At 43.8% G+C, this 22,887-nt stretch carries 17 protein-coding genes; 13 read left to right on the top strand and 4 right to left on the bottom strand.

Going from position 1 to position 22,887, the window contains the following annotated elements:
• Window positions 1–85: 85 nt before the first annotated feature.
• Both J2X75_RS07750 and J2X75_RS07755 read left to right on the top strand, forming a co-directional pair.
• Window positions 86–745, top strand: a complete 660-nt coding sequence (locus tag J2X75_RS07750) for a TetR/AcrR family transcriptional regulator (protein WP_310335511.1) — start codon at window positions 86–88, stop codon at window positions 743–745.
• Window positions 742–1,878 (top strand): alpha/beta hydrolase, encoded by a 1,137-nt coding sequence (locus tag J2X75_RS07755; RefSeq protein ID WP_310335513.1) that lies wholly within the window; start codon window positions 742–744, stop codon window positions 1,876–1,878. Before J2X75_RS07750 ends, J2X75_RS07755 begins: the two co-directional genes overlap by 4 nt.
• A 137-nt stretch (window positions 1,879–2,015) precedes the next feature.
• On the opposite strand, the gene J2X75_RS07760 is transcribed toward J2X75_RS07755, so the two are convergent.
• Together J2X75_RS07760 and J2X75_RS07765 are read right to left on the bottom strand one after the other, a co-directional pair.
• The gene (locus J2X75_RS07760; protein ID WP_192131518.1) at window positions 2,016–2,354 is read right to left on the bottom strand and encodes a cupin domain-containing protein; all 339 of its coding nucleotides are present in this window, start codon (window positions 2,352–2,354) and stop codon (window positions 2,016–2,018) included.
• 79 nt (window positions 2,355–2,433) lie between these two features.
• A complete protein-coding gene (locus tag J2X75_RS07765) occupies window positions 2,434–3,261 on the bottom strand; it encodes a helix-turn-helix transcriptional regulator (RefSeq protein WP_310335516.1) in 828 nt (275 codons plus the stop codon).
• Window positions 3,262–3,463: 202 nt separating this feature from the next.
• Here J2X75_RS07765 and J2X75_RS07770 point away from each other — a divergent pair, with 202 nt between their 5' ends.
• From J2X75_RS07770 to J2X75_RS07795, 6 genes are all read left to right on the top strand, one after another.
• The gene (locus J2X75_RS07770; RefSeq protein ID WP_310335518.1) at window positions 3,464–4,936 is read left to right on the top strand and encodes a sensor histidine kinase; all 1,473 of its coding nucleotides are present in this window, start codon (window positions 3,464–3,466) and stop codon (window positions 4,934–4,936) included.
• Between the two features lie 3 nt (window positions 4,937–4,939).
• A complete protein-coding gene (locus J2X75_RS07775) occupies window positions 4,940–5,632 on the top strand; it encodes a response regulator transcription factor (RefSeq protein ID WP_047843050.1) in 693 nt (230 codons plus the stop codon).
• A gap of 119 nt (window positions 5,633–5,751) precedes the next feature.
• Complete coding sequence (locus J2X75_RS07780; protein WP_310335521.1) at window positions 5,752–7,260, top strand: S-layer homology domain-containing protein; 1,509 nt, start codon at window positions 5,752–5,754, stop codon at window positions 7,258–7,260.
• Window positions 7,261–7,270: 10 nt separating this feature from the next.
• A complete protein-coding gene (locus J2X75_RS07785) occupies window positions 7,271–7,975 on the top strand; it encodes an ankyrin repeat domain-containing protein (protein ID WP_397383247.1) in 705 nt (234 codons plus the stop codon).
• Between the two features lie 311 nt (window positions 7,976–8,286).
• Window positions 8,287–9,000 carry a beta-glucanase gene (gene bglS, locus J2X75_RS07790; RefSeq protein WP_310336691.1) on the top strand — a complete coding sequence of 238 codons (714 nt, stop codon included), beginning with the start codon at window positions 8,287–8,289 and terminating at the stop codon, window positions 8,998–9,000.
• Between the two features lie 188 nt (window positions 9,001–9,188).
• On the top strand, window positions 9,189–10,874 hold the full coding sequence (locus J2X75_RS07795) for an extracellular solute-binding protein (RefSeq protein WP_310335523.1): 1,686 nt from the start codon (window positions 9,189–9,191) through the stop codon (window positions 10,872–10,874).
• 156 nt (window positions 10,875–11,030) lie between these two features.
• Here the strand turns inward: J2X75_RS07795 and J2X75_RS07800 are convergent, their stop codons facing one another.
• A complete protein-coding gene (locus J2X75_RS07800) occupies window positions 11,031–12,671 on the bottom strand; it encodes a response regulator (protein ID WP_124115557.1) in 1,641 nt (546 codons plus the stop codon).
• 11 nt (window positions 12,672–12,682) lie between these two features.
• On the bottom strand, window positions 12,683–14,392 hold the full coding sequence (locus J2X75_RS07805; protein WP_310335526.1) for a sensor histidine kinase: 1,710 nt from the start codon (window positions 14,390–14,392) through the stop codon (window positions 12,683–12,685).
• 212 nt (window positions 14,393–14,604) lie between these two features.
• On the opposite strand from J2X75_RS07805, the gene J2X75_RS07810 reads away from it, so the two are divergent.
• The 5 genes from J2X75_RS07810 to J2X75_RS07830 all read left to right on the top strand — a co-directional run bounded on the left by J2X75_RS07810 (window position 14,605) and on the right by J2X75_RS07830 (window position 22,810).
• Complete coding sequence (locus J2X75_RS07810; RefSeq protein ID WP_310336693.1) at window positions 14,605–15,489, top strand: ABC transporter permease; 885 nt, start codon at window positions 14,605–14,607, stop codon at window positions 15,487–15,489.
• Window positions 15,490–15,504: 15 nt separating this feature from the next.
• Window positions 15,505–16,383 carry a carbohydrate ABC transporter permease gene (locus J2X75_RS07815; RefSeq protein ID WP_017688354.1) on the top strand — a complete coding sequence of 293 codons (879 nt, stop codon included), beginning with the start codon at window positions 15,505–15,507 and terminating at the stop codon, window positions 16,381–16,383.
• Window positions 16,384–16,426: 43 nt separating this feature from the next.
• Window positions 16,427–20,884, top strand: a complete 4,458-nt coding sequence (locus J2X75_RS07820; RefSeq protein WP_310335530.1) for a carbohydrate binding domain-containing protein — start codon at window positions 16,427–16,429, stop codon at window positions 20,882–20,884.
• A gap of 135 nt (window positions 20,885–21,019) precedes the next feature.
• Window positions 21,020–21,148, top strand: coding sequence for a DUF6254 family protein (locus tag J2X75_RS07825; RefSeq protein ID WP_219845137.1), 129 nt, complete (start codon window positions 21,020–21,022; stop codon window positions 21,146–21,148).
• 363 nt (window positions 21,149–21,511) lie between these two features.
• Window positions 21,512–22,810 (top strand): NCS2 family permease, encoded by a 1,299-nt coding sequence (locus tag J2X75_RS07830; protein WP_310335533.1) that lies wholly within the window; start codon window positions 21,512–21,514, stop codon window positions 22,808–22,810.
• Window positions 22,811–22,887: the final 77 nt, after the last annotated feature.

Here is a 22,887-nt window from a genome sequence, read left to right on the forward strand (position 1 = left end):
TATTAATCTTTCAAGACTAGTTGACTTGTGAATGTATTATCTGTATAGTGTGAATCAGTTCACACTATACATTAAGGAGTAGTCTATGCCAAAAAATTCGTTCTTTCGTTTAGACGAAGCAAGGCGCGAGGAAATATCGAATAGCGCTATGCATCTTTTTGTTGATAATCTCTACGAGGATATAACTATGAAGATGGTTTTGGATAGTTTGTCCATGCACCCCGGAACATTTTATCGGTATTTTGAAGACAAAGATGACCTTTATTGTCACTTAATACGTAATGTAACCCAGAAAAGAGCTGCATATTTTAATAACAGTAATGAAGATTCCCTTTACAGCTATTTCCTTACTGGCTTATTTGGTAACGTTAATGGCATGGTGACCGAGCCACTGAATGAGTTGGAAATCAAACTGACTAAAACATTTTCATATATTCCTGAGGACATTTTGCTTAAAGTATATGTGAATGTGTTAAAGGGCGAGTCATTCCCCATGATCAAAGACATTTTACGCCGAATGAGAGTTGATGGGTATCTCCGACCGGATGTTGACGACGACCTGATTTCTTTTATGTTTGAGTCAATGCAGCTTAATTTAATCTTGTTTTTTAGGGAATTCGATATTAAGGACTCTAAGCTGCAACATAAGATCAGCAAATACTTTGCTGAATTTATGGGCCATGGACTGCTTGAAGATCATAAATATTCTGAAATGGTTAGCGATCTCAAGGGGGAAAGAAAATGAAAACCTATGACGTATTTCCAGAACCAATTGGCGGCTATACTGTCGGTCGAACCCAGATGGATTTTGAGTACACGGCATCAGATTACTCCAAAAGAGAACTGACCGCTTTTGTGTACTATCCGTCTGACAGTAGTGAAGGTAAGACTACATCAACGTACATGTTTCCTGAAGTCTACGGGATGTTTAATGAGCAGCCACTTGTCACTGCGTTGAAGGATGTTTTCTCTATAGATATCAAGACCCAGTGTTACGACGACCTTGCTCTCTCCGGGAAGGAAAAGCGCTATCCAGTGTTATTCTATGTTTGCGGTGGAGGCGGTTCTCCAGAATGGGGTACAGTGCTCTGTACAGACTTGGCAAGCATGGGGTATGTTGTGGTAAGCATCGGCCATCAGAATAGCACGATGTATAAGCGTAAAGATGGACGCCTGTTTAATGTATCCAAGAATTTTTCGGATGTCATTACAGCGTTTGGTGAAGATCCGGAGATGCTAGCGTTGGCTGGTAAGATGGAGTTGCGTCCTGACGATGAAACTGCCATTGAGATGTGCCGTAACGTGCTTGCACAACCGATACTTTCCAAGATAACAGAGTATAGTGAATCACAGGCAGAAGATGTAAGGTATGTAGCCGATTATCTTTACAAACTGGACTCTGGAGAGCTGAATTCCATCTTTAAGGGCAGATTGCTGCTTGACATCGGCATGGGTATAGTCGGACATTCTTATGGAGGGCCTACGACGGCGATGGTTTGCCGGGATGACGACCGGTTCGCCTGCGGGATTGGCTTGGATAGCGGTGCGTTTGGACTTCTTGACAGCGATCTTAAGAAACCCTTCTTGCTACTGTTTTGTGAACCTAACTATAATATGAATGCGATTATTGGCGCTAACAATAGCATGGAAACCTATTATTTCTCAGTTGATCGTGTTGCACATTTGGATTACTGTGACATCGTGTTTACCAGTGTTAATGAGGAACTCAGAGGTGAACGGGATGCTATGGAGATGCGAAATATTGTTACAGACTATGCAAAGAACTTTTTTGATCATTACATACTGCAGAAGGCAGCAAGTGTGGAAAGCCTGGCATACGATGGTGTGGAATTGATCAAGAAGACCAGCAACAAGTGACATTACCGAGAGATTGCTGATTAATGCATGTCAAAGAGCTAGCCGTACAGACGCAGAGCCGATAACCCCTATTACGCGGTTATCGGCTCTCTGACTCTGATATTGCAAATTGACATCCTGGCTCCAATAACTGACGCTTATTCGGCCTTAGTCCCGCCAGTGTTTACTTCGCTTCCAGGCTCCATCAACATGATATGACATTCCTTTTCGGAGGAAGGCTTGATCTCGACTCCCTTAGGGACAATATACATCTCGCCCTTGGAAATCTTCACTTGCCCATCACGAAAATCAATTATCATTTCCCCTTCGAGCACAAAAAATAACTTATCGGTCTCCTCATGAACATGCCACTCAAAATCTCCAGCAATCTTAACGATCTTAAATTGATAGTCATTCATTTCACCAATGAGTTTCGGAGACCAAAGATCGTTTAATTTCGAAAATTCCTCATTTAATTGAATAGCTTGATAGTGCATCGTCATTCCTCCTGTGTATTAATCCTTTATGTTCAGTATACTGATCTAGGCTTTTGTATAACATGGATACCTATTGAAATCAGGATGGATTATTGATGAACTTCAGACGATACTCCGTAGGAGAAATACCATATTGTTTCTTAAACACTCTGCTAAAATAAAAGGGGTCAGCAATGCCAACGGTCTCAGCAATCTGTTGTACAGACGCATCACTTGCCAATAACATTTGCTGTGCCATGTTTATACGATATTTCAATACATATTCTGCTGGACCCATACCTGCATGTCTTCTAAACACGTAGGAAAGTCGATTTCGATTAACGTTATTTTGTTCTGCCAACGATGCGACAGTCAGACTTTGATCATAGTATTCTTGGATATAGGTAGAGACCCGTTCGAATAAAACATCTGATTCACAACTATTTTGCCTATGATCAACACAAATTAAAGTCTCATTCAGTACATCGCGAAACAGCATCTCGGTCTGAAACTTTGAAATACCTCCGTGCTGATTATACACATGCCAAAGACGCGTGATTAATTCGATCAGACGTGGGGATTGACCCGTTGATAATTCAAAATGCTGATGGGAAAAGCTTGTCTCCTCGAGGTCCGAACTACATATCCGGTATAAAACGAGGATGTATTCCCAGTCCGTTCTATGAAACACGGTTTGATCCAGTTTCATTTTCGCGCCCCCGTGTACAACTTTTCCTGGTGAAAAGATATAGGGCGTACCCTCAAATTGGAATTGAATCTTTCCTGTAAGAGGAAATACAAATCCAGGAAAAGAATCGGTATAGTCAGCCTGGGGAACCCCTGGATTTCTAGAATATCGATATACTCCTTCTACTTGAAAAGGAATGTGTGCAAAATGCGCTGCTAACTGATTAACGTCTACGTTCACGTTTCGTACCTCATTTCAAAAGTGTTTGCTGGTCATTCTAAGATAAATCGTTGTGTACCTTACTCCAACATTATTGATAACGATTATCATTGTCAACATGTATAATGAAAAAGAAAGCTCTTTTTACATATGGGCAATAGAATCCATCTTGTGTTAACATGTGCACTAACTAATCCAATGGCTTGTTTGAGAAGGGGAACCCATGTCAATTCGAATAAAAATGCTGCTGTCCTTCACGGGCATGCTTGTTATAAGTCTGCTGTTCATCCTGCTTACGGCAAGTCTGTATACGATTGCGGCTACAGGGGATCTACAGAGTTTCCGCGATATTTACAAGGTACATTATCAGATCAACCCCCTGACTGAACAGGGAGAATCGATCTTTCAAGAGATGAAGTTTCTGGCCAAAAATGACCCGGACGACCTGCAAAACAAGGTTTTGCTACGTGAATACGATATGAAGCTTCGAGCTGAGAAGTCAGGGCTCTACATCAGACGGGAGAATAGTCAGATCTTTGAATCGCTGACCTTCAACCAGCCGGAACTGAAACAAGCTCTGCCTGCCTACGATCTTAACAATTATCAGATTCGAAGCACCTTTAATATTGGTGAGCGATTCTACGCGTATGCGAAATTTGATTTTCAATATTCAGATGGGGAACGGGGGAGTATCTTTGTCATTCGCGAGAGAAGCCCCTTTGCGGAGCTTACTCGCAAGCTGCTGCCTGTGATGTCATTCCTGCTTATTGGCGTCCTCATCATTGCAAATCTGCTCTTGTTTCGCTGGATCACGCGCAGCTTCATTAAGCCATTGAATCAACTACGAAGTTCAGCCGAACATATTAAGGATGGCAATCTATCCTTTAAACTTCAGCTAAACTCCAATGACGAGGTTGGTCAACTCAGCGAAGCGTTTGAGAGCATGCGGAATCAATTGCAGCGCTCTTATGCGTTACGTCAGCAGGACGAAGTGAACCGCAAAGAGCTTATCTCCAACATTTCGCATGATCTCCGTACGCCGATTACCAATATCAAAGGTTATATTGAGGGCATTCGTGATGGAGTGGCTAATACTCCGGAGAAAATGGAGAGTTATGTTAATATCATTCACTCCAAAGCAGTTAGCATGGATAAGCTGGTGGATGAACTGTTTTTGTATTCAAAGCTCGATTTGAACCAAGAACCTTTCCTGTTTAAAACAGTTGATCTCGCTGATTTCCTTGAAGATAGCATTGAAGAGCTGAGATACGATTTGGAGGATAAAGGTGTTGCCCTGGATTGGAATAACCAGGTGTCTGGTCCCGCTATGGCTGCTGTGGATCCGGAGAAGTTAAAACGTACCGTTGTTAATGTGGTGGATAATGCACTCAAATACATGGAGAATGAACATAAACGATTCGAGATTACACTTCAAGCCGATGAGAAATGGATTACGATGGGCTTTAAAGATAATGGCAGGGGAATACCTGAAGAGGCACTACCTTATATATTTGAACGCTTCTATCGTGCAGAACAATCCCGGAATTCCTCAACGGGCGGAAGTGGGCTCGGGCTGGCAATTGCCCGCCAAATCATTGATGGACATGGGGGCTTCATCTGGGCTAAAAGCCAGCCCAATGATGGCACGAGTATATATATCAAGCTGAAACGGCTGAGTGAAGAGAGGAACCAATAAGTAATGGCAAACATTTTGATCATTGAAGATGAAACAACGATTGCGGAACTGGAACGGGATTATTTTGAGCTCAACGGATTTTCCGTGGATCTCTGCCATACTGGAGATGAAGGCCTGAAGCAGGCACTGGAGGGGGACTATAATCTGATCATTGTTGATCTGATGCTTCCGGGACTCGACGGCTTCGAATGTTGCAGGCGCATTCGCGAGGTAAAGGAGGTGCCCATCCTTGTTGTTTCCGCAAAAAAGGAAGAAATCGATAAGATCCGGACGTTCAATCTGGGAGTGGATGATTTTATTACAAAACCGTTCAGCCCAAGTGAGTTGGTTGCACGAGCAAAGGCTCATTTGACCCGATACGAGAGACTTCTTGGCAAAAACAAACCAGCTGAGCAGGATGAAATCCACATTCGGGGGCTTCACATTGACAAAGGATCACGCCGCGTTTTTGTTAATGGAGAAGAGGTGGCGATTACAACCAAGGAATTCGAGTTACTTGTATTTCTTGCGAGTCATCCCAATCGTGTATTCAGCAAATCTGATCTGTTCGAGCGGATCTGGGGCATGGATTCCACCGGAGATATTGCAACGGTAACCGTCCATATTCGCAAACTGCGTGGGAAGCTGGAGACAGACCCCAAAAATCCGGAGTATATTGAGACCGTCTGGGGCGCAGGCTACCGATTTACTGCATAAGTTTCCTGAAAATTTAGAGCCAGTTTATATTTTGTTAATAACTTTATCCTTGGGAGTTTCTTTTTGTCCTCTATTCTATAGATACAGGCAACTACAACCTATAGAGGAGGAATTCAACTATGAATTCTACAACCCGCAAAATCGCTACATTTCTAACCATAACTGCATTAGGTACAGCAGTATTCCCGCTAACTACGAATCACGTACATGCAGCTACATACGTTACTAACCTTGCGGCAACAACCGCACAGCTTACCCAACAACAGATCGAAGCTGCTATCAAGGATCTGAATAGCTTGGGGATCATGAACGGATATGCAGATCAATCTATGGGTGAACATCGAGCGATTACCCGTGCGGAGTTAGCTTCATTGGTTTTCAAAACATTTCATTTGGAGAGCAAGACGGGAGAAACCGTAGAATTAACGGATGTCAATCCCAATGCATGGTATGCGCCATATGCGTCAAAGCTTGTTGAACTCGGCATCATGCAAGCTAACGATGGACAATTCAATCCGCAGACTCAAGTGTCGGATGCTGAACTCGAACAGGTCGTATCCAAAGCGATGCAACGTGATGTAAAGTCCGTTCACCATTGGATGAGCGAGTTTTACTCCGAGAACGGTTCGGCAACGCGTGGCGAAACAGCAGTGTTGTTGCAAACCGCACACCAAGCTATTCCTTCGGAGAAAGCTCAAATCAAGAGCGTTAGATCGCTGAACGCCATTACGTTAATTGTCACATTCGACAAGCCGCTGACAGCAACGAATGAAGCTTTTGCCAAGGCACAAACGGACTTTGCATTTAGTGGCGGGTTGACGTTAACCAATATGCCCCGTTTGAAAACAGGGTCGATTGCGACTTACATCGTTCCAACGTCCGTACAAGATGCTGGTGAAGTGTACAACCTGACTTACAAAGGCCAAGATGCTGGTTCCTTTGAAGGCAGTGCCACGAAAATAAACATGACAACGGCTAGTCAAGTAACGAATGATACATTCGAGATTGAAGCACTGCAAATGAACGGTGTAGTGGATTATGGTTACATTATTTCGGCTTACAGCGGTGGTCGAGGAGCTAATGCATTTGTGCTGAATGATCAAGAGCAAGCAGGAGGCAAAACGGTTCAAATCATCTCTTCCATGCAGGCAAGACAAGTTGTAATTACGCCAGAAGGTGGCGAGCCTATCGTTGCCAGATATGTTCCGTTCACGCAATCCACAGATGGCAAACAAGAACCGAAGTTCCGTTTGCCTGAGGGACAAACGCTGAAATCAGGTGTCACATATACGGTTTCTTCGGATTGGGCCAACATCGAAAATGCTTCATTTAAGGCGAAATCGTTTGATGCACTAGTGGTTGCAAGTACTCAAGCACTGAGCGAAACCTCCATGGAAGTTACGCTTGACCAGGATCCTGGGGATGAACTGTTCTCTGGTCGAAGTGTAACGTTAACTTCACCTAGCGGGGATGTTCTGACGGCCACTTATAAATATTCAAGTCGAAAAGGTGCGAAAGGTGTATTCGACCTAATGAATGATGGGAAGTTGACTCCGGGTACTACGTATACAATAAACCCAGTTGGGGATTGGAGTATCGCTTCTTCGGTCACCGTGACACTGGAGTAAAGGAGGCAGTATGAGTAAATCGCTGATCATCGTTGTCCTGATAAGTAGTATGTTGATCGTCCAAGGCTGCGTGCCTGAAATGAGAAACGACTCTAACGAAGAGGTGAAGGCCATGACTTCAGCAGATGAACAGCTGTTCAAGGCAGTAGAGGACAGCGATACTGAACGCATCGAACAAATGATTCAAGCAGGCGCCAATATCAATGCTCAAGATCAGACTGGACGAACCGCTACAATGATTGCAACTTACAATAATGATCCAACATCGGCTAAAGTGTTAATTGAAGCGGGGGCAGACGTGAATATACAGGACGATATGAAAAACACCCCGTTTCTGTATGCTGGCGCTGAAGGATACTTGGATATTTTGAAGCTGACAATCGAGGCCGGAGCGGACCCAACGATAACGAATCGATATGGAGGGACAGCACTTATTCCAGCTTCGGAGCATGGATATGTGGATGTAGTGCAAGAATTATTGACTCAAACTTCGGTGGATGTGGACCATGTGAATCAATTGGGATGGACAGCACTACTCGAAGCGATCATTCTTAACGATGGCAATGCTCAGCAGCAGGAGACGATACAATTACTCATTGATCATGGAGCAGACGTGAACATACCGGATCGTGATGGGGTATCACCGCTCAGTCATGCAAAGAATAAAGATTTTAAGGAAATTGAAGAAATTTTGGTACGAGCTGGTGCGAAATAGACCCTTTTAGGGTGAATAAATTAACAAACATGTTGAGATATATGTAAAAATGGTTTTCATGGAGCGCCTGATTCCTTCTATGCTGAAGGGCAGGCGCTTCATTCAATCAATCTTACGTTTATGAAACTGGCATAGTCTTAACATGACATGATTAGATACAAGAATGAGGATCTTAAAAATTGAATATCTCTGCTTTGAAGTTTGCTATAGTGTACCACTATACTTCCGGATAAAATGGAAATACCAACCATGTAAGCGCTATCTATTATTGTTCTGCTTGTACATGTTGGAATCATTCATGGAGGTGTATGATGAAAAGGAAGTCTTGGTATACTTTGGCGGTAACTGGTGTCATCTCTTTGTTTTTTTCGGTAAGCGCTTTCGCGGGGTATGTTTTCTGGGAACCTCTAACCTATTTTAACGCAAGTACGTGGCAAAAAGCGGATGGGTATTCCAATGGGAGCATGTTTAACTGTACGTGGAGGGCTAACAATGTTAATTTTACAAGTGACGGCAAGCTTAAGCTTGGTTTGACCAGCTCTGCACAGAACAAGTTTGATTGCGGAGAGTATCGTACCACAAATACGTATGGGTACGGCATGTATGAAGTCAGTATGAAACCTGCCAAGAACACAGGTGTAGTATCGTCTTTTTTCACATACACAGGCCCTGCACATGGCACCCAATGGGATGAGATTGATATCGAATTTTTAGGAAAAGACACAACCAAAGTGCAGTTTAATTATTATACCAATGGCGTTGGTAATCATGAGAAGGTTATCAATCTAGGTTTTGATGCATCCCAGGGCTTCCATACGTATGCATTTGACTGGCAGCCTGGACACATCAAATGGTATGTTGATGGTGTATTGAAACACACGGCAACCAGCAATATTCCTAAAACACCTGGAAAAATCATGATGAACCTCTGGAATGGAACAGGTGTAGATAGCTGGCTCGGTCCTTATAACGGGGCCAATCCGCTCTATGCTGAGTACGATTGGGTTAAATATACGAGTAATTAAGCAGACTGAAGCAGCCGTTAGCGGCTGCTTTTTTCTATATTCAGGCATTGTATTTATTCAATATATGTATTCAATATCCAATATCCTAAATTAATGCAATAAATGTTGCAATATTAGTATGGGCATAAATATCAAACATTCATTATGATTAACCTGTAGGCAACATTACATAGACTGGGGGAACGAAGTTGGACACAAGTAAAAAGAGACGAGTAGGCAGTTTGGTCATGATCGGTGTATTGGCCCTATCTGCAGCCTTGAGTGGGTGTAGTAACGGGAACGACAAGAAAACAGAATCGAGTACACCAGCGACAACGTTGGAACTCAAAAATGGGAAGTATGATCCACCAGTATCCATTACGTATTTACGACCATGGGGTCCAGATGTGAAGTTTAAGCCAGGCGAGGATCAGGATAACAACGTCCATACAAAATGGGCCAAGGAGAAACTCGGGATTGAGTTGAAAAATCAGTGGATATCTCCTTCTACCAATAATGCATTTGAGACAAAACTGCGTCTGTCACTGGCTTCCAATGCGGACATGCCGGACATTATTTCGTATCGCGGCGAATTCAATCTGGTGCGTGAATTGATTGAGTCCGGAAAATTTGTCGATGCCGGCGAGTTGTTTGACAAATATGCCAGCGACACATGGAAAGCAGCCGTAAACGAAGATCCTTCCGTATGGTACCCATACATGCAAGATGGCAAAAAGATCGGTATTCCGATTCTGGACTATTCCTATAATGGTGATCCTGTCATGTGGATCCGGGAAGACTGGATGAAGAAATTTAATCTGGAAGCACCTAAAACTATAGATGATCTTGAAGTCATTATGGAAACGTTTACGAATCAAGATCCGGATGGCAATGGGAAGCAGGACACTTACGGACTCACCATTGGCTTCAAGAACTGGCTGAACACATGGATGTCTGAAGCTGGGTGGGTATTTGGCGCTTATGGTACAATGCCAAACCAATGGAATCTGACGGCAGACGGAAAACTTGAATACGGTTCCGTTACACCTGGTGCAAAACAGGCTTTGGCCAAATTACAGAGCTGGATGAGCAAAGGTTATATCCCGGAAGAAGCCGGTGTGTATGACGAGACAAAAGCTGCTGAAGAATTTACTGCCGGAAAAGCAGGTATTGTGGTCGGTCCTCACTGGATGCCATCCTGGCCGCTGGAGGATGTGAAGAAAAACAATCCTGAGGCTGAATACAAGGCGTATCCCATTCCTTCCGGTCCAAACGGTCAAGCAGGAAGACATGGTACGTCGAACGGAAACGGCGTAGTTCTAATTAACAAAGACATGAAAAATCCGGAAGCCTTTTTCACCTATCAGAACTATCTCTTTGATCATTATGCGAATCCTAAAGAGGGCGATGAGTTTGAGCATGGATTTGCGGAAGGATACGATTGGGTTATGGTAGATGGGAAACCATCAACCGATGCAAGTCTTACGGGTGGTTATGCTCCCGAGAAATACACTTTGACTTTTGATGGAGCGCGAATTCCGAATCTGAGCATGACAACACTCGCGAAGCTGGCAAGTGGTGAAGAACCAACAACACCATTTGAGAAAAAAATCAAATCAGGTGTACCGACACCTATGCTTGATGCAGCCAAGATTGTTTTGGATCAAAAGGATATCGTGTTCAATCAAATGTTTACCGGTGCACCTTCAATGACGATGCAGATGAACAATGACATTTTGACCAAGATGGAGAAGGATACCTTCTCTCAAATTGTATATGGCAAAACCTCTGTTGATGCGTTCGACTCATTTGTTGAGAAGTGGAAGTCTTCAGGTGGAGATCAGATCACGAAAGAAGTTAACGAGTGGTATGATTCCGTGAAAAGCGGAAAATAGGATGACGCAGGGCTGGCTGAATTGATTCATCGCGGCCACATAAGCACCAAAAAGGCATTGCAGGAGAAGATCTCCGGCAATGCCTCTTTGTATTTGATATGGAGAAGGGGAAACCGGAGAGATTGCCAGAACGTCAAGTCTGGCTTTAGTACTCTTTTAAACCGGCAGATTTTCCCGATATTCCTGCGGTGTAAGATCATAAAATTTCTTAAAAACTCGAATGAAATATGCGGTATTGTTATAACCGACAAGTTCTGCAATCTCAAACACTTTGGCGGTTGATGTTCGCAAATGATAGGCTGCTTTCTCCATTCTTAATCGGTACACATAGGCAGTAAGTGCTTCACCTGTCTCCGCCTTGTATACCTTGGACAAGTACACTGGATGCAGATGCACATGGTCGGCAATTGCAGGCAGCGATACATCTCCAGCCAGATGAAGGTCGACAAAACTTTTGACGCTGCGCACAATCGTGCTGTGATTGTCTCTAAGCTCTTGTTCAGCATCATCTCGTATGTAATGGAGTGTACGCAAGGACCAGTCCTGTAGCTGCTGCGCAGTGGAGTAGCTGGGAGCTTGAAAGTAACGATAGGACTCTGCTGGAATCAAAGAAGAGATTTGTTTGCCATTTTTATGAATGATGTACGCAAACGCACCCGCAATAGCAAAATACACCTCAAAGGTTGACTCCGCAATATCATGATGTTCATTGGAATGCAATAGTTCCTCAAATATGTGCCCGATTTTCTGTTCCACATCCTCAAAGCGACCAGCTTCGAGCAGGCTAATCAACGTTGGTGGCTGATACAGTGACCTGATAGTATGTAGAGGGTTGGCATCCGTTTCATCGGAAGCGGTGACAAACAAACCTTGCACCTGACCCATCCGTTTACGCATGGACATAACCGTTCGCTCATAGAGTTCTCCAATTTCGTGGGGGAACTTGCCCCAACTGGAGACGGAAATGGAGATTGCACCTTTCAGGTATAACTGAACATTGGTTTGAATCTGGGCAGCATACTGCTCAAGCAATGTCTGAGGCGTCTCACTCCGGCTATAACTCATTGTTGTGGAATGTTTCATGCTTACCAGAACAACAATGTAATCGTGCACGTCACGTGTATGCCAGATATGAAAATGATTATGCATCACTTCACTTATGATATTACATATCGCATATTCCATTAGGGCCAGGTCACCGTGCGCCATATCGGATAGATGTTTCTCCATACGGATAATCAACATGCCGAGATCTTCTCCTACGGAGTAGGGAAGCTCCAGCAGATCAAGCTTGTCTGCCAGCGTCTTCTGATCATAGACTTTTCCAGTCAGCAACTCATGCAGCATCGTGGATTGAAGCAATGGCAGATGATCCTGAAAGGCGTGTAAGGCTCTTTGATGAGATGCTGCTGTTTCCCACTTTTCTTTAATTCGATGAACAAGACGTTGCACGGATTCGATCAGATCTTCATCGCTAACAGGTTTCAGCAAGTAATCAAAGCTTTCCTGAGCAATAGCCTGTTTCGCATATTCAAAGTCGGCGTGACCTGATAACAGAATCGTCTGCACATGCGGCCACTTTTCATGAATCGCTGTAATCAGTGCAATGCCTGACATTTCGGGCATACGTATATCCGTAATTACAATGTCAATGTCGTGGTTGTCCATAATTTCCAGCGCTACTGCACCGGATAAGGCTTCATGAACTGTACCGATACCGCAGCTTTCCCACGGAATGGTCTCTGCCAGCGTTTCCACGACAGAACGTTCATCGTCAACTAGTAATATTTGCAGCATGGGTCGTTCACCTACTTGTCTGTATTGTCGTGCCATGTGATGTTAACTTTAATCCCACCCATTGAAGAATGATCATAAGATAGTCCAGATCCTTCACCGTACAGAAAAGATAAACGCTGATGGACATTCCATGTACCACATCCCATATTCTCATCCAGCGGTTTAAGAAGATTATCTCTCAGATGATCAAGCTGTTTATCAGACATGCCAAGCCCGCTGTCCTCCACGATAATCGTGTACACATCATCCTCGCAGTCCGCATAGATTTTAATCTCACCATCTACCGATTTGGGCTCCAGACCATGAATAATAGCGTTCTCAATAATAGGCTGGAGGGTTAGTCTGGGAACTGTTTTATCTAAAATATCATGGGGCACGTCGATTGTAAAATGCATTCGTTCCAGACGAAGTGACTGGATTTCCAAATAATTTTTGACCATCGTCAGCTCTTCACGAAGCGTGGCTTGATCCTTTTCGGACCTGGTTATGTATCGGTAATACTCCCCCAGATTCAGTGCCATGGCTACCACGGCCTTTTCATTTTTCATTCGGGCCATGTTCTTGATATAGAACAGGCAGTTATATAGAAAATGCGGATTAATCTGCGACTGCAACTGTTTGAGCGTGGCTTCCCGACTTCGTAATTTCTCCTCATATACATTCTCGATTAATTCTTGAATTCGTTGAGCCATGATGTTGAAACGTGCAAATAACAAGCTGAACTCATTGCGGGCAGAATGATGAAGCCGAACGGAAAAGTCCCCGGTGGACAAGCGATTCGTCCCTTTCACCAACTGTAAGAGTGGAAGCTGTACACTGCGGTAGAGTGTATATAATACAACAACGCTCATCACGATCAGAACAGCAATTGAAGCGTAAAAGAGATTCCGGCTGCTCGTAATCGGTTTCAAAATTTGCTGCATAGGCACATAGTCAACATAATACCAGCCGAGGCTCTTGGATTGAATGTAAGAGACGTAATATTCCGTTTTGTTTAACGTTGTACTGAATCCACCGCTGGCCTGCAACTTTGCTTCTTTCAGGGAAGGCAGGATGGCGTTCAAGGTTTCCTTTCCAGAACTATTGCTGATTAGTCCATAATCGGGATGGAACATAAACGGGTCACCTTTATTGTTTAACTTGTTTTGATTAAGGAGTGCAGTCAAGTGATGAACTGGAAAACTGATTTTGGTAATCAATCTGGCTTTGCCAGGTCTCGCCATCGCTGTCGTTGGATCGGTGGTGTACCAAATAAATTGATTATCGGCATAGGTCCAGGACTGCGAGAGGGGCTCCTTAAATTCATCATCCCTGTACGGAATGTAAGCATAATAATCCGTTGATATCACTTTTTGCATCCGCGGGAAGTATAGTGTGATGGTCGAATGCCATTTGCTTGCTGCGTTGTACAGATTCATCTTTTCCAGAATGGCGCTTCCAACTTTCACACGTTCATAGGGAATGTCCTTGTAGTCGGGACGTTGATATTCCTGAATACTCGAATCTTGTCCGATAGACATCCCATATAATGACAATTGGTAAATGTTGGATTCTACTGAGTCAGCAAATGTCGAGAGATGATTCATCGTATTGTTCTGAATCTCGTGTTCGATAACACGCACGCTTTCCCGGTTCGAATATGTATAGAGAAACAGCACCAGAATAAGCAGCATCACAAACAACAGGGTAATTTTGGTAAAGACATTCAAGCGTGTAAACAAAGTCCAACCTCCTTAATCTTATTAAAATATTGATATCGTTGTTGCAATATTAGGATATAGATCGCAAATTTCCATTGCTATAATTTTAATATACAAGTTCACGATGACTTGTAAAATACAAAATTTAGAACATGGGGGATGCAGGAGTGAAGGAACATACGTTAGAAACGCCGCATAAACGGCGCTCCACCAGGGTTAAACAGCGCTGGAATATGCAACGGAACTGGACCTTGCATATGATGCTCATTCCAGCTGTATTGCTGGCACTGGTGTTTCAGTACATACCGATGGGCGGCATTGTAATTGCTTTTCAGGATTTCAAGCCATACTTGGGATTTTCTGAATCCAAATGGGTGGGTTGGGACAATTTCCGATATTTATTTTTATATCCCGACGTAGGTCAGGTGATCTGGAATACGCTGGTCATTGCATTTTTCAAAATCATCGCAGGACTGTTCGCTCCATTCCTGTTTGCCATTTTGCTCAATGAAGTGCGCTTGACGGCATTCAAAAGAGTAAGTCAAACGCTCGTGTATCTGCCGCATTTCCTGTCATGGGTAATTCTCGGGGGGATTCTGCTTGATATTCTGTCTCCACAGGGCGGCATGGTCAACCAACTTATCGTAGCATTCGGAGGAGATCCGATCTTTTTCCTTGGAGACGGTACATGGTTCCGAATAACGCTGATCCTCAGTGATGTGTGGAAAGAATTTGGTTTTGGTACGATTGTATTTCTGGCTTCTCTCTCAGGAATTAATCCTGCACTCTACGAGGCTGCCGAGGTGGATGGGGCCAACCGATTTAAACAGACGCTGCACATTACGATTCCGGCATTGATGCCGATCACAATTGTACTGATGACGCTCTCTATCGGCAACATCTTGAACGCCGGTTTTGATCAGGTGTTCAACTTGTACAATCCGCTTGTGTATGACAAAGGCGACATCATTGACACCTTTGTATATCGACTTGGGATTCTGAACGGGAAGATGAGTTTTGCCACAGCAGTAGGGTTGTTCAAATCTGTGGTTGCTACCATTTTGATTGTTATATCTTACAGAATGGCTTACAAACTGGCTAATTATCGAGTTTTCTAGAGAGGAGAAAAGGGCTTGTATTATAAAACAAAAGGATACCGCATATTCAGCATCGCTAACTATACTTTTCTTGGGATATTATCGATACTCTGCATTTTACCAATTATTCATATATTGGCTGTTTCATTCAGCAGTATGGCGCCAGCATCATCAAACCTGGTTACCTTCTGGCCCATCGGGTTCACTACCGACGCATACGTGAAAACATTCGGGAATTCAAACTTCATCAACTCCTTGATCGTATCACTTAAACGGACTGTAATTGCGACGATCATTGGTATGGTCATCATGCTCTTAACCGCATTTCCGTTGTCGAAGGAAGATATCAGTTTTAAAGGTCGCTCCTTATATACGTGGTTTTTCGTATTTACCATTTTGTTCAGCGGCGGTTTGATTCCAAGTTACATTCTGATCCAGAAGCTTGGCCTGATGAATACAATCTGGGCACTTATTCTGCCTGGAGCACTGTCCGTGTGGAACGTTATTCTTATGATGAACTTCTTCCGCGGACTGCCCAAAGAACTTGAAGAAGCAGCTTACTTGGATGGAGCAGGTCATATCAAAACGTTGATTCTGGTCTACGTACCACTGTCGCTTCCAGCTATCGCAACCTTGTCCTTATTTACGATGGTTTACCAGTGGAACTCCTGGTTCGACGGCATGATCTATATGTCTGATATTAAAAATTATCCGCTTGCTTCTCTGCTCCAGACCATTATCGTTCAGCAAGATCTCAGCAAAATCAACGTCGATCCTTCCATGTTGGAAAATATCTCACAGCGAACCGTACGCGCAGCACAGATTTTTATCGGCGCGCTTCCGATCCTGATGGTATACCCGTTTTTACAACGTTTCTTCGTTAAGGGGATCGTTATTGGAGCAGTCAAGGAATAGGCTATGCAAATGCAAGGATAACTGAGCTGAGGGAGGAAGAAGGATGAGAAAAGGACTGGCATGTATGGTGGCATGGAGTTTAATGGCTTCTCTCGTTTATCCAGCAACTGCTGGAGCAGAAAGTGTACAGGGTCAATCGGAGGTAGGAAATGTGCAGGCGAAAAGCCTGCACTTCTCTGTTCCCTATACAGACCTGACCGGGCATTGGTCACAATCTGCAGTTACACGGTTGCAAGACTTGAATTTATTGAAAGGTTATACGGACGGTACGTTCAAGCCCAGTCAGGTCATTAGCCGAGCTGAATTCGTGATGATTCTGGATCGGGCCTTTGGTTTCACCGGTAATGCGGCGACTGGTACATATGCGGATATGACTTCAGACGATTGGTACTATGACGTCATGGTACGAGCGAATGGTTCTGGCATCATCGAAGGGACAGACCGTGAACATCTGTCACCGCAACAACCGATTACACGCCAAGATGCAGCGGTTATGGTAGATCGAGCTTTTCAACTTTCAGGTGCTACAAATGAAGATAGTGAAGGATTGAAATTTGAGGATGCAGATGATATTTCCAGTTATTCAAAGAAAGCGCTTACCTATCTGGTGAACGAAAATATTCTTAAAGGTTTCCAAGGCAAATTAAATCCCAAAGCCCCGATTACACGAGCAGAGACGGCAACAATGTTGTCGGCGATGATTGCAGATGTGAAAAGTGCTTCTGGTATATATGAGTCCCGGGTAGATGGCAACTTGATTATTAATACAACGGATGTCACGTTAAAAAATATGATTGTTAATGGAAATCTGCTGCTGGCAGAAGGCATTAGCGAGGGTTCTGTCGTACTTAAGGGCGTAACCGTCACAGGAAGTGTCATCATTAAAGGCGGCGGCAGTCATTCCATTAACATTAGCAACTCCAAGCTGAATCGAGTAGTCGTTGACAAACGTGGGGAACCCGTCAGAGTTGCCATTACGGAAGAAAGTAACATTCAGGAGATGCATGTAATGCAGAAATCCATTCTGGAGATCTCTTCAAACAGCCTGATTGATTCCATGAATGTTCATGCAGAAGCGAGTCAGACTCGAATGGATACCAAAGGTACGATCCAAAAATTGAGTGTAGACGCCATTGATGTTGTGATCAACGGAGAAAAAGTAAAACAAGGATTGCGCACATCCATGGTAGGTGAAGCCCAACAACCTGCTTCATCACAGCCTGGTGGTTCAACAAATGTGACAAGCACACCTACACCATCTTCTCCAGACGGGCAATCACCGTCTACACCATCGACACCAAGCAATTCGGCGGGCGAAAAACCGGTCCCAGCAACAACGATTCCGCATGATCAATGGGAGCTGGTCTGGAATGATGAGTTTAACGGGCCTGCGATTGATTCTTCCAAATGGACCGTGCAGGATACAGGACTCGTTTATAACAATGAAATGCAATATTACAGCCCGGATAACACTCGCATTACGAAAGATCAGAATCGAAGCGTGTTGCAGATAGAAGCGAAAAAAGGGCAGAAAAACGGTAAAGATTACAGCTCTGGCAAACTGATCTCCATGGGAAAAGGCGACTGGACCTACGGTAAAGTGGTTGTACGTGCGAAGCTTCCTATTGAAAAAGGGATGTGGCCTGCCATATGGATGATGCCAACAGATGAAGCGCATTATGGAGGGTGGCCTGCCTCTGGAGAAATCGATATTATGGAGCTAATTGGTGGTAAAGAAAGTAATAACAAGGTATATAGCACATTGCATTATGACAGTGTGAAGCCTGACGGCTCCCATGGACATGATCAGGGAAGCCTTACTCTTCCGAAGGGAGAAACTTTCGCTGACGATTATCATGATTTCCAGGTGGAATGGTTGCCGGGTATGATTCGCTTCTATGTGGATGGAAAGCTGCATCATGAAGTGACCAACTGGCAAACGAAGGCTGCGGGCCAACCCGAGTATTATACGTTCCCTGCACCATTTGATCGTCCATTCTATCTGATTCTGAATCTGGCAGTTGGAGGAGACTGGCCGGGCTCACCTGAAAGCAACTTCACTTCCGAAAAGATGAATGTTGATTTTGTGCGTGTATATTCTTACAAAAATCTAGACACATGGCCTGATGTAACAACAAATCCCATCGAGCCTGCACAACAGCGTGAACCACAAGACGATGGCAATCAAATCTACAATGATCGTTTTTCGGAAGGGGCTGCAGACAATGGCGTTCCTCTTCAGTGGAAATTTATCACAAATGCTGATGGAGCTGGCAGTGTCAAAGTTGTAACGGATGAGCAGAAAGGGAAAGCAGCACAAGTTACCATTGATGCATCGGGTACTGAAAACTACTCGGTTCAACTCACTCAGATGCCGATGTACATCAAGAAAAACAAAAAGTACAAGATACAATTTGATGCGAAAGCATCTGCTAACCGTACAATCATGTCCAAAGTGAACCAATTTGAAAAAAGCTGGACGAATTATTCGGGAGATAATACCTTTGCACTCACGACAGATTGGCAATCCTATGATTATACCTTCAATATGCGGGATGGCACGGATAACAATGCCAGATTTGAATTTAATCTGGGGCTGGATGATACAACCGTTTGGTTTGCCAATGTTAGACTGATCGAGATGGGTGAGGCTGATCCGCTAACTGTCGAACGTAACGCGCTACCTGATGGCAACTTTATTTACAATGGCACATTCGATCAGGGTAAGGAACGTCTGGGATTCTGGTCAAGCAGCATTCAGGACAGTGCGGCAGCCAATATTAGTGTAAATAACTTTTCAAAATTCCCGATTATGGAACGTCAGCTAGTTGTTGATGTTACTCAAACGAATGGTGACCCACAGCAAGTTTCGGTGAACCAACCCGAGCTGAAGCTGGAAGCGAATACAACGTATGGCTTCTCCTTAGATGCCAAGGCAGACACACCGCGAAACATCGACATTGATGTTGTCAGCAGTAATGGGCATACAGTACAGGTTCATCAAGGACAAAACTTCTCCTTGGACCAAGAAATGAAAACATTTACCGGAGAAATCATTATTGGAGATGGAGCATCAATCGCACAATCCGAGCTACGACTGTTATTCGGCAGTTCTAAAGGTAAGGTATATGTGGACAATGTTCGTCTGACGAAACGCGGAAAACCTCTCTCAGTGAATGGCTACGCACATGTACCTGCAACCGAAGCCTGGATGATGCAGGGGTTGCAACTGGAGGACTCCGTAGAAGGAGGAAAACATGTCAGCTACATGGATCAAGGAGATCTGCTGCAATATAAAATCGATGTAGCTCACGACGGAGATTATGTTCTGTCTGCCCGAATGGCCAGTGGAAAAAGTGATTCCAAGGTTCAGTTCAGCATTCAGGATGAACAAGGTACAACCGTTGCGCAATCAGACCTGAGTCTCGGAGACACGGGTGGATGGCAAGCATATAAAACGGTGTATTTCCCAGGGGTCAACCTGACAGCAGGCAAACCCTATTATGTGAATTTTGAAGGAGCAGATTATAATACACGCTGGGTGGATATTTCACAAAACAAAGTCCAGAACAGTGAGCTAACAGCTGATCTGAATCATTGGGAACTGATTCCGAATCATCTGACAGCCTCACATGGCGAGGGCGAAGGATTAACGATTACATTGCCTGGTACAAGTGAACAGTGGTGGGAAGCTTTGTTGCAACAAGATCAGATCAAACTTGATGCAAACAAAACGTACCGACTTACCTTCGAGGCATCTGCTTCAAGTCCTAAATCCATGCAAGCGGTTCTTTCTCAGAATGCAGGGGATTTTGTGAAGTATTTTGAAGAAGAAGTGGAATTAACCGCGGATCAAAAGTCGTATACTTACACCTTCACTATGGGGGATACCTCCGATTCGGCAGCTATGCTTGCATTCGGATTAGGATATCCGCTATCTACAGGTGAACACTCGATTCACATCCATAACGTCCAGTTATATGAAGTTAATCCGAATGCAGATCAAGGAGGTCAGCCAGCTCATGTAAACCTTATTCCCAATGGAGACTTCTCCAAAGGTAAGGACGGCTGGTTTACCCACGCGGATGGTAATGCAGCGGACCTTGAGATGCAAGTTAACAATCAACAGCTTCATGCCAAGATTGGTCATGCAGGGCAGAATCCATGGGATCGTCAAGTCATCAATGAAGGATTCGGCATACAGCAAGGTTTTAAATATAAATTGACGTTTAAAGCCAAAGCGGAGAAGTCCAGGAAATTGGGTTTGGGGATTGGATGGGTGGATGTAGCTGCCAACTATGAATGGCATGGTTTCTTTGGGGCACGAGTTGATTTGACTCCAGAAGAACAGGAGTTCACGTTTATATTTGATGCAACAGAAGCCGGCTATGCAAATACTCGAATCTCATTTGATCTGGGTAACATTGACGGTGTGCAAGATGGCAACACAACCGTCTCATTGTCCGAGGTCAGCTTGATCAATCTGGGTCCTGCCAATTAGCTTCTGAATTCTCAATAATTTGTCTTATATGCTTGCCTAATTCTCTTATTACCTATGCATGCAGAATAAAGTTGTCCAGGAATGACATCATAAAGAAGTAGTATACATCTCAGTTTCCAGAGGAGGATATCTTTTATGGCTGACCAGAAGAAAAGAAAAGAAGCTGCCTGGAAGTCACGAAAGCAAGAACAGCATCCCCATGGCAAAATCAAATCGCTTAAAGAATTATCCAGCGAATATGAAGAGAAACCTACTACGAATTAAGCAAGAGGCTGTCAGTGAACATTGCTGACAGTCTTTCTTCATATATTGCAGATGTTGAGCAATACGTACATACTCTATCCTAAAAACGAATGAACGTAAGATATAATGTCAGTATAGTTCGTAAATAACTGTGAACAAATCGTTAATTCATTGACATTGCATGTAATTTTAATTAGAATACGAAATGGACTTCAGGTTGAAAACAGATATGAGTATCTTTATGTTTAGTTTAGAGCTTAGCTGTTGAATCTTTAAATCCTAACGACGAATATAGGAGCGATAATATTACAATCCTATATGAAGATTAGGATTTTTTGTTTTTAGCTTTGGAGTATAATTTGAAAGTTGGAGGCTGGCTTTACCATGGACAAATGGTTCAAACTTAAAGAACGAGGCACAACCATCCCCACAGAAATTATTGCAGGGGTTACAACATTTTTCACAATGGTATACATAGTTATCGTAAACCCAGGAATACTCAGCAGCACAGGCATGGATTTTAACGGGGTATTCATAGCAACGGTACTGGCTAGTATTGTGGGAACTCTGATTATGGGAATATGGTCCAATTATCCAATCGTCATCGCGCCGGGTATGGGCCTGAATGCATTCTTTGCCTATAGTGTAGTTGCCGGATATGGCGTGTCTTGGCAGGTTGCACTGGGAGCTGTATTTATAGCAGGGATTTTGTTTATTATTTTATCGCTTACTTCATTCCGTTACATGTTGCTTGATGCAATTCCCGCAAGTTTAAAACATGCAATAACCGCAGGGATCGGATTGTTTATTACAACGGTAGGTCTGCAAAATGCCGGCATTATTGCCGATTCAGAATCGAATTTGATTACGATCGGGAACTTGGCTGAGCCGATGGCTTATCTGACCATTATCGGATTGATTATTACCGTTGTGCTGATGGCTTACAATGTGAAAGGTTACCTGTTCATTGGAATGGTGGTAACAGCGATACTTGCCTGGATCATGGGACTATTCCAAATGCCGGAATCGATTGTATCCATGCCGCATGGCCTCGCTTCAACGGCTTTGCAACTGGATCTGGCAGGGGTATTCTCGAATGGTTTGTATACAATCATATTTACGTTCCTGCTGATCACGCTGTTTGATACGACAGGCACGATGCTCGGCGTTGCTGAACAAGCAGGATTGCTTAAGGATGGTAAATTCCCACGCTCGCGTGGCGCATTATTGGCAGATGCCGTAGGAACAACCAGTGGCGCTTTGCTCGGAACAAGCCCAACATCAGCTTATATCGAGTCCAGCACAGGGGTAGCCGCAGGAGGAAGAACGGGACTGACAGCGGTAACGGTAAGTGTGCTGCTTGCGCTAACCTTGTTCTTCACACCGATCGTAAGTGTAATATCAAGCATTCCGGCGATCACTTCTCCGGCATTGATCATTGTTGGATACTTTATGATCAACGTTATCAGCAAAATCAAATGGGATGATCTCGAAGAAGCATTTCCTGCCTTCCTGATTATCATCCTTACTCCATTGACACACAGTATTGCGACAGGCATCGGAGTAGGTTTCATCTTTTATCCGGTACTTAAGCTGCTTCGCGGAAAAGGTAAAGATGTTCATCCAATCTTCTACATTTTTGCGGTATTGTTCTTCATTCAGCTTGTGTTCCTGGACCACTAAGAAACTGTCTTATCCTAAGGAGAACTGCTTGTGTAATGGCAGTTCTCCTTTTTTTGTATCAAAAAAACGCTTACTCA

It is taken from the genome of Paenibacillus sp. 2003 (genome assembly GCF_031455635.1).
Classification (GTDB): Bacteria; Bacillota; Bacilli; order Paenibacillales; family Paenibacillaceae; genus Paenibacillus; species Paenibacillus amylolyticus_B.

Coding starts and splice junctions, on each gene's coding strand:
- J2X75_RS07750 (WP_310335511.1), top strand. CDS start 86: ATGCCAAAAAATTCGTTCTTTCGTTTAGACGAAGCAAGGCGCGAGGAA.
- J2X75_RS07755 (WP_310335513.1), top strand. CDS start 742: ATGAAAACCTATGACGTATTTCCAGAACCAATTGGCGGCTATACTGTC.
- J2X75_RS07760 (WP_192131518.1), bottom strand. CDS start 2,354: ATGCACTATCAAGCTATTCAATTAAATGAGGAATTTTCGAAATTAAAC.
- J2X75_RS07770 (WP_310335518.1), top strand. CDS start 3,464: ATGTCAATTCGAATAAAAATGCTGCTGTCCTTCACGGGCATGCTTGTT.
- J2X75_RS07775 (WP_047843050.1), top strand. CDS start 4,940: ATGGCAAACATTTTGATCATTGAAGATGAAACAACGATTGCGGAACTG.
- J2X75_RS07780 (WP_310335521.1), top strand. CDS start 5,752: ATGAATTCTACAACCCGCAAAATCGCTACATTTCTAACCATAACTGCA.
- J2X75_RS07785 (WP_397383247.1), top strand. CDS start 7,271: ATGAGTAAATCGCTGATCATCGTTGTCCTGATAAGTAGTATGTTGATC.
- bglS (WP_310336691.1), top strand. CDS start 8,287: ATGAAAAGGAAGTCTTGGTATACTTTGGCGGTAACTGGTGTCATCTCT.
- J2X75_RS07800 (WP_124115557.1), bottom strand. CDS start 12,671: ATGCTGCAAATATTACTAGTTGACGATGAACGTTCTGTCGTGGAAACG.
- J2X75_RS07810 (WP_310336693.1), top strand. CDS start 14,605: ATGCAACGGAACTGGACCTTGCATATGATGCTCATTCCAGCTGTATTG.
- J2X75_RS07820 (WP_310335530.1), top strand. CDS start 16,427: ATGAGAAAAGGACTGGCATGTATGGTGGCATGGAGTTTAATGGCTTCT.
- J2X75_RS07825 (WP_219845137.1), top strand. CDS start 21,020: ATGGCTGACCAGAAGAAAAGAAAAGAAGCTGCCTGGAAGTCACGAAAG.
- J2X75_RS07830 (WP_310335533.1), top strand. CDS start 21,512: ATGGACAAATGGTTCAAACTTAAAGAACGAGGCACAACCATCCCCACA.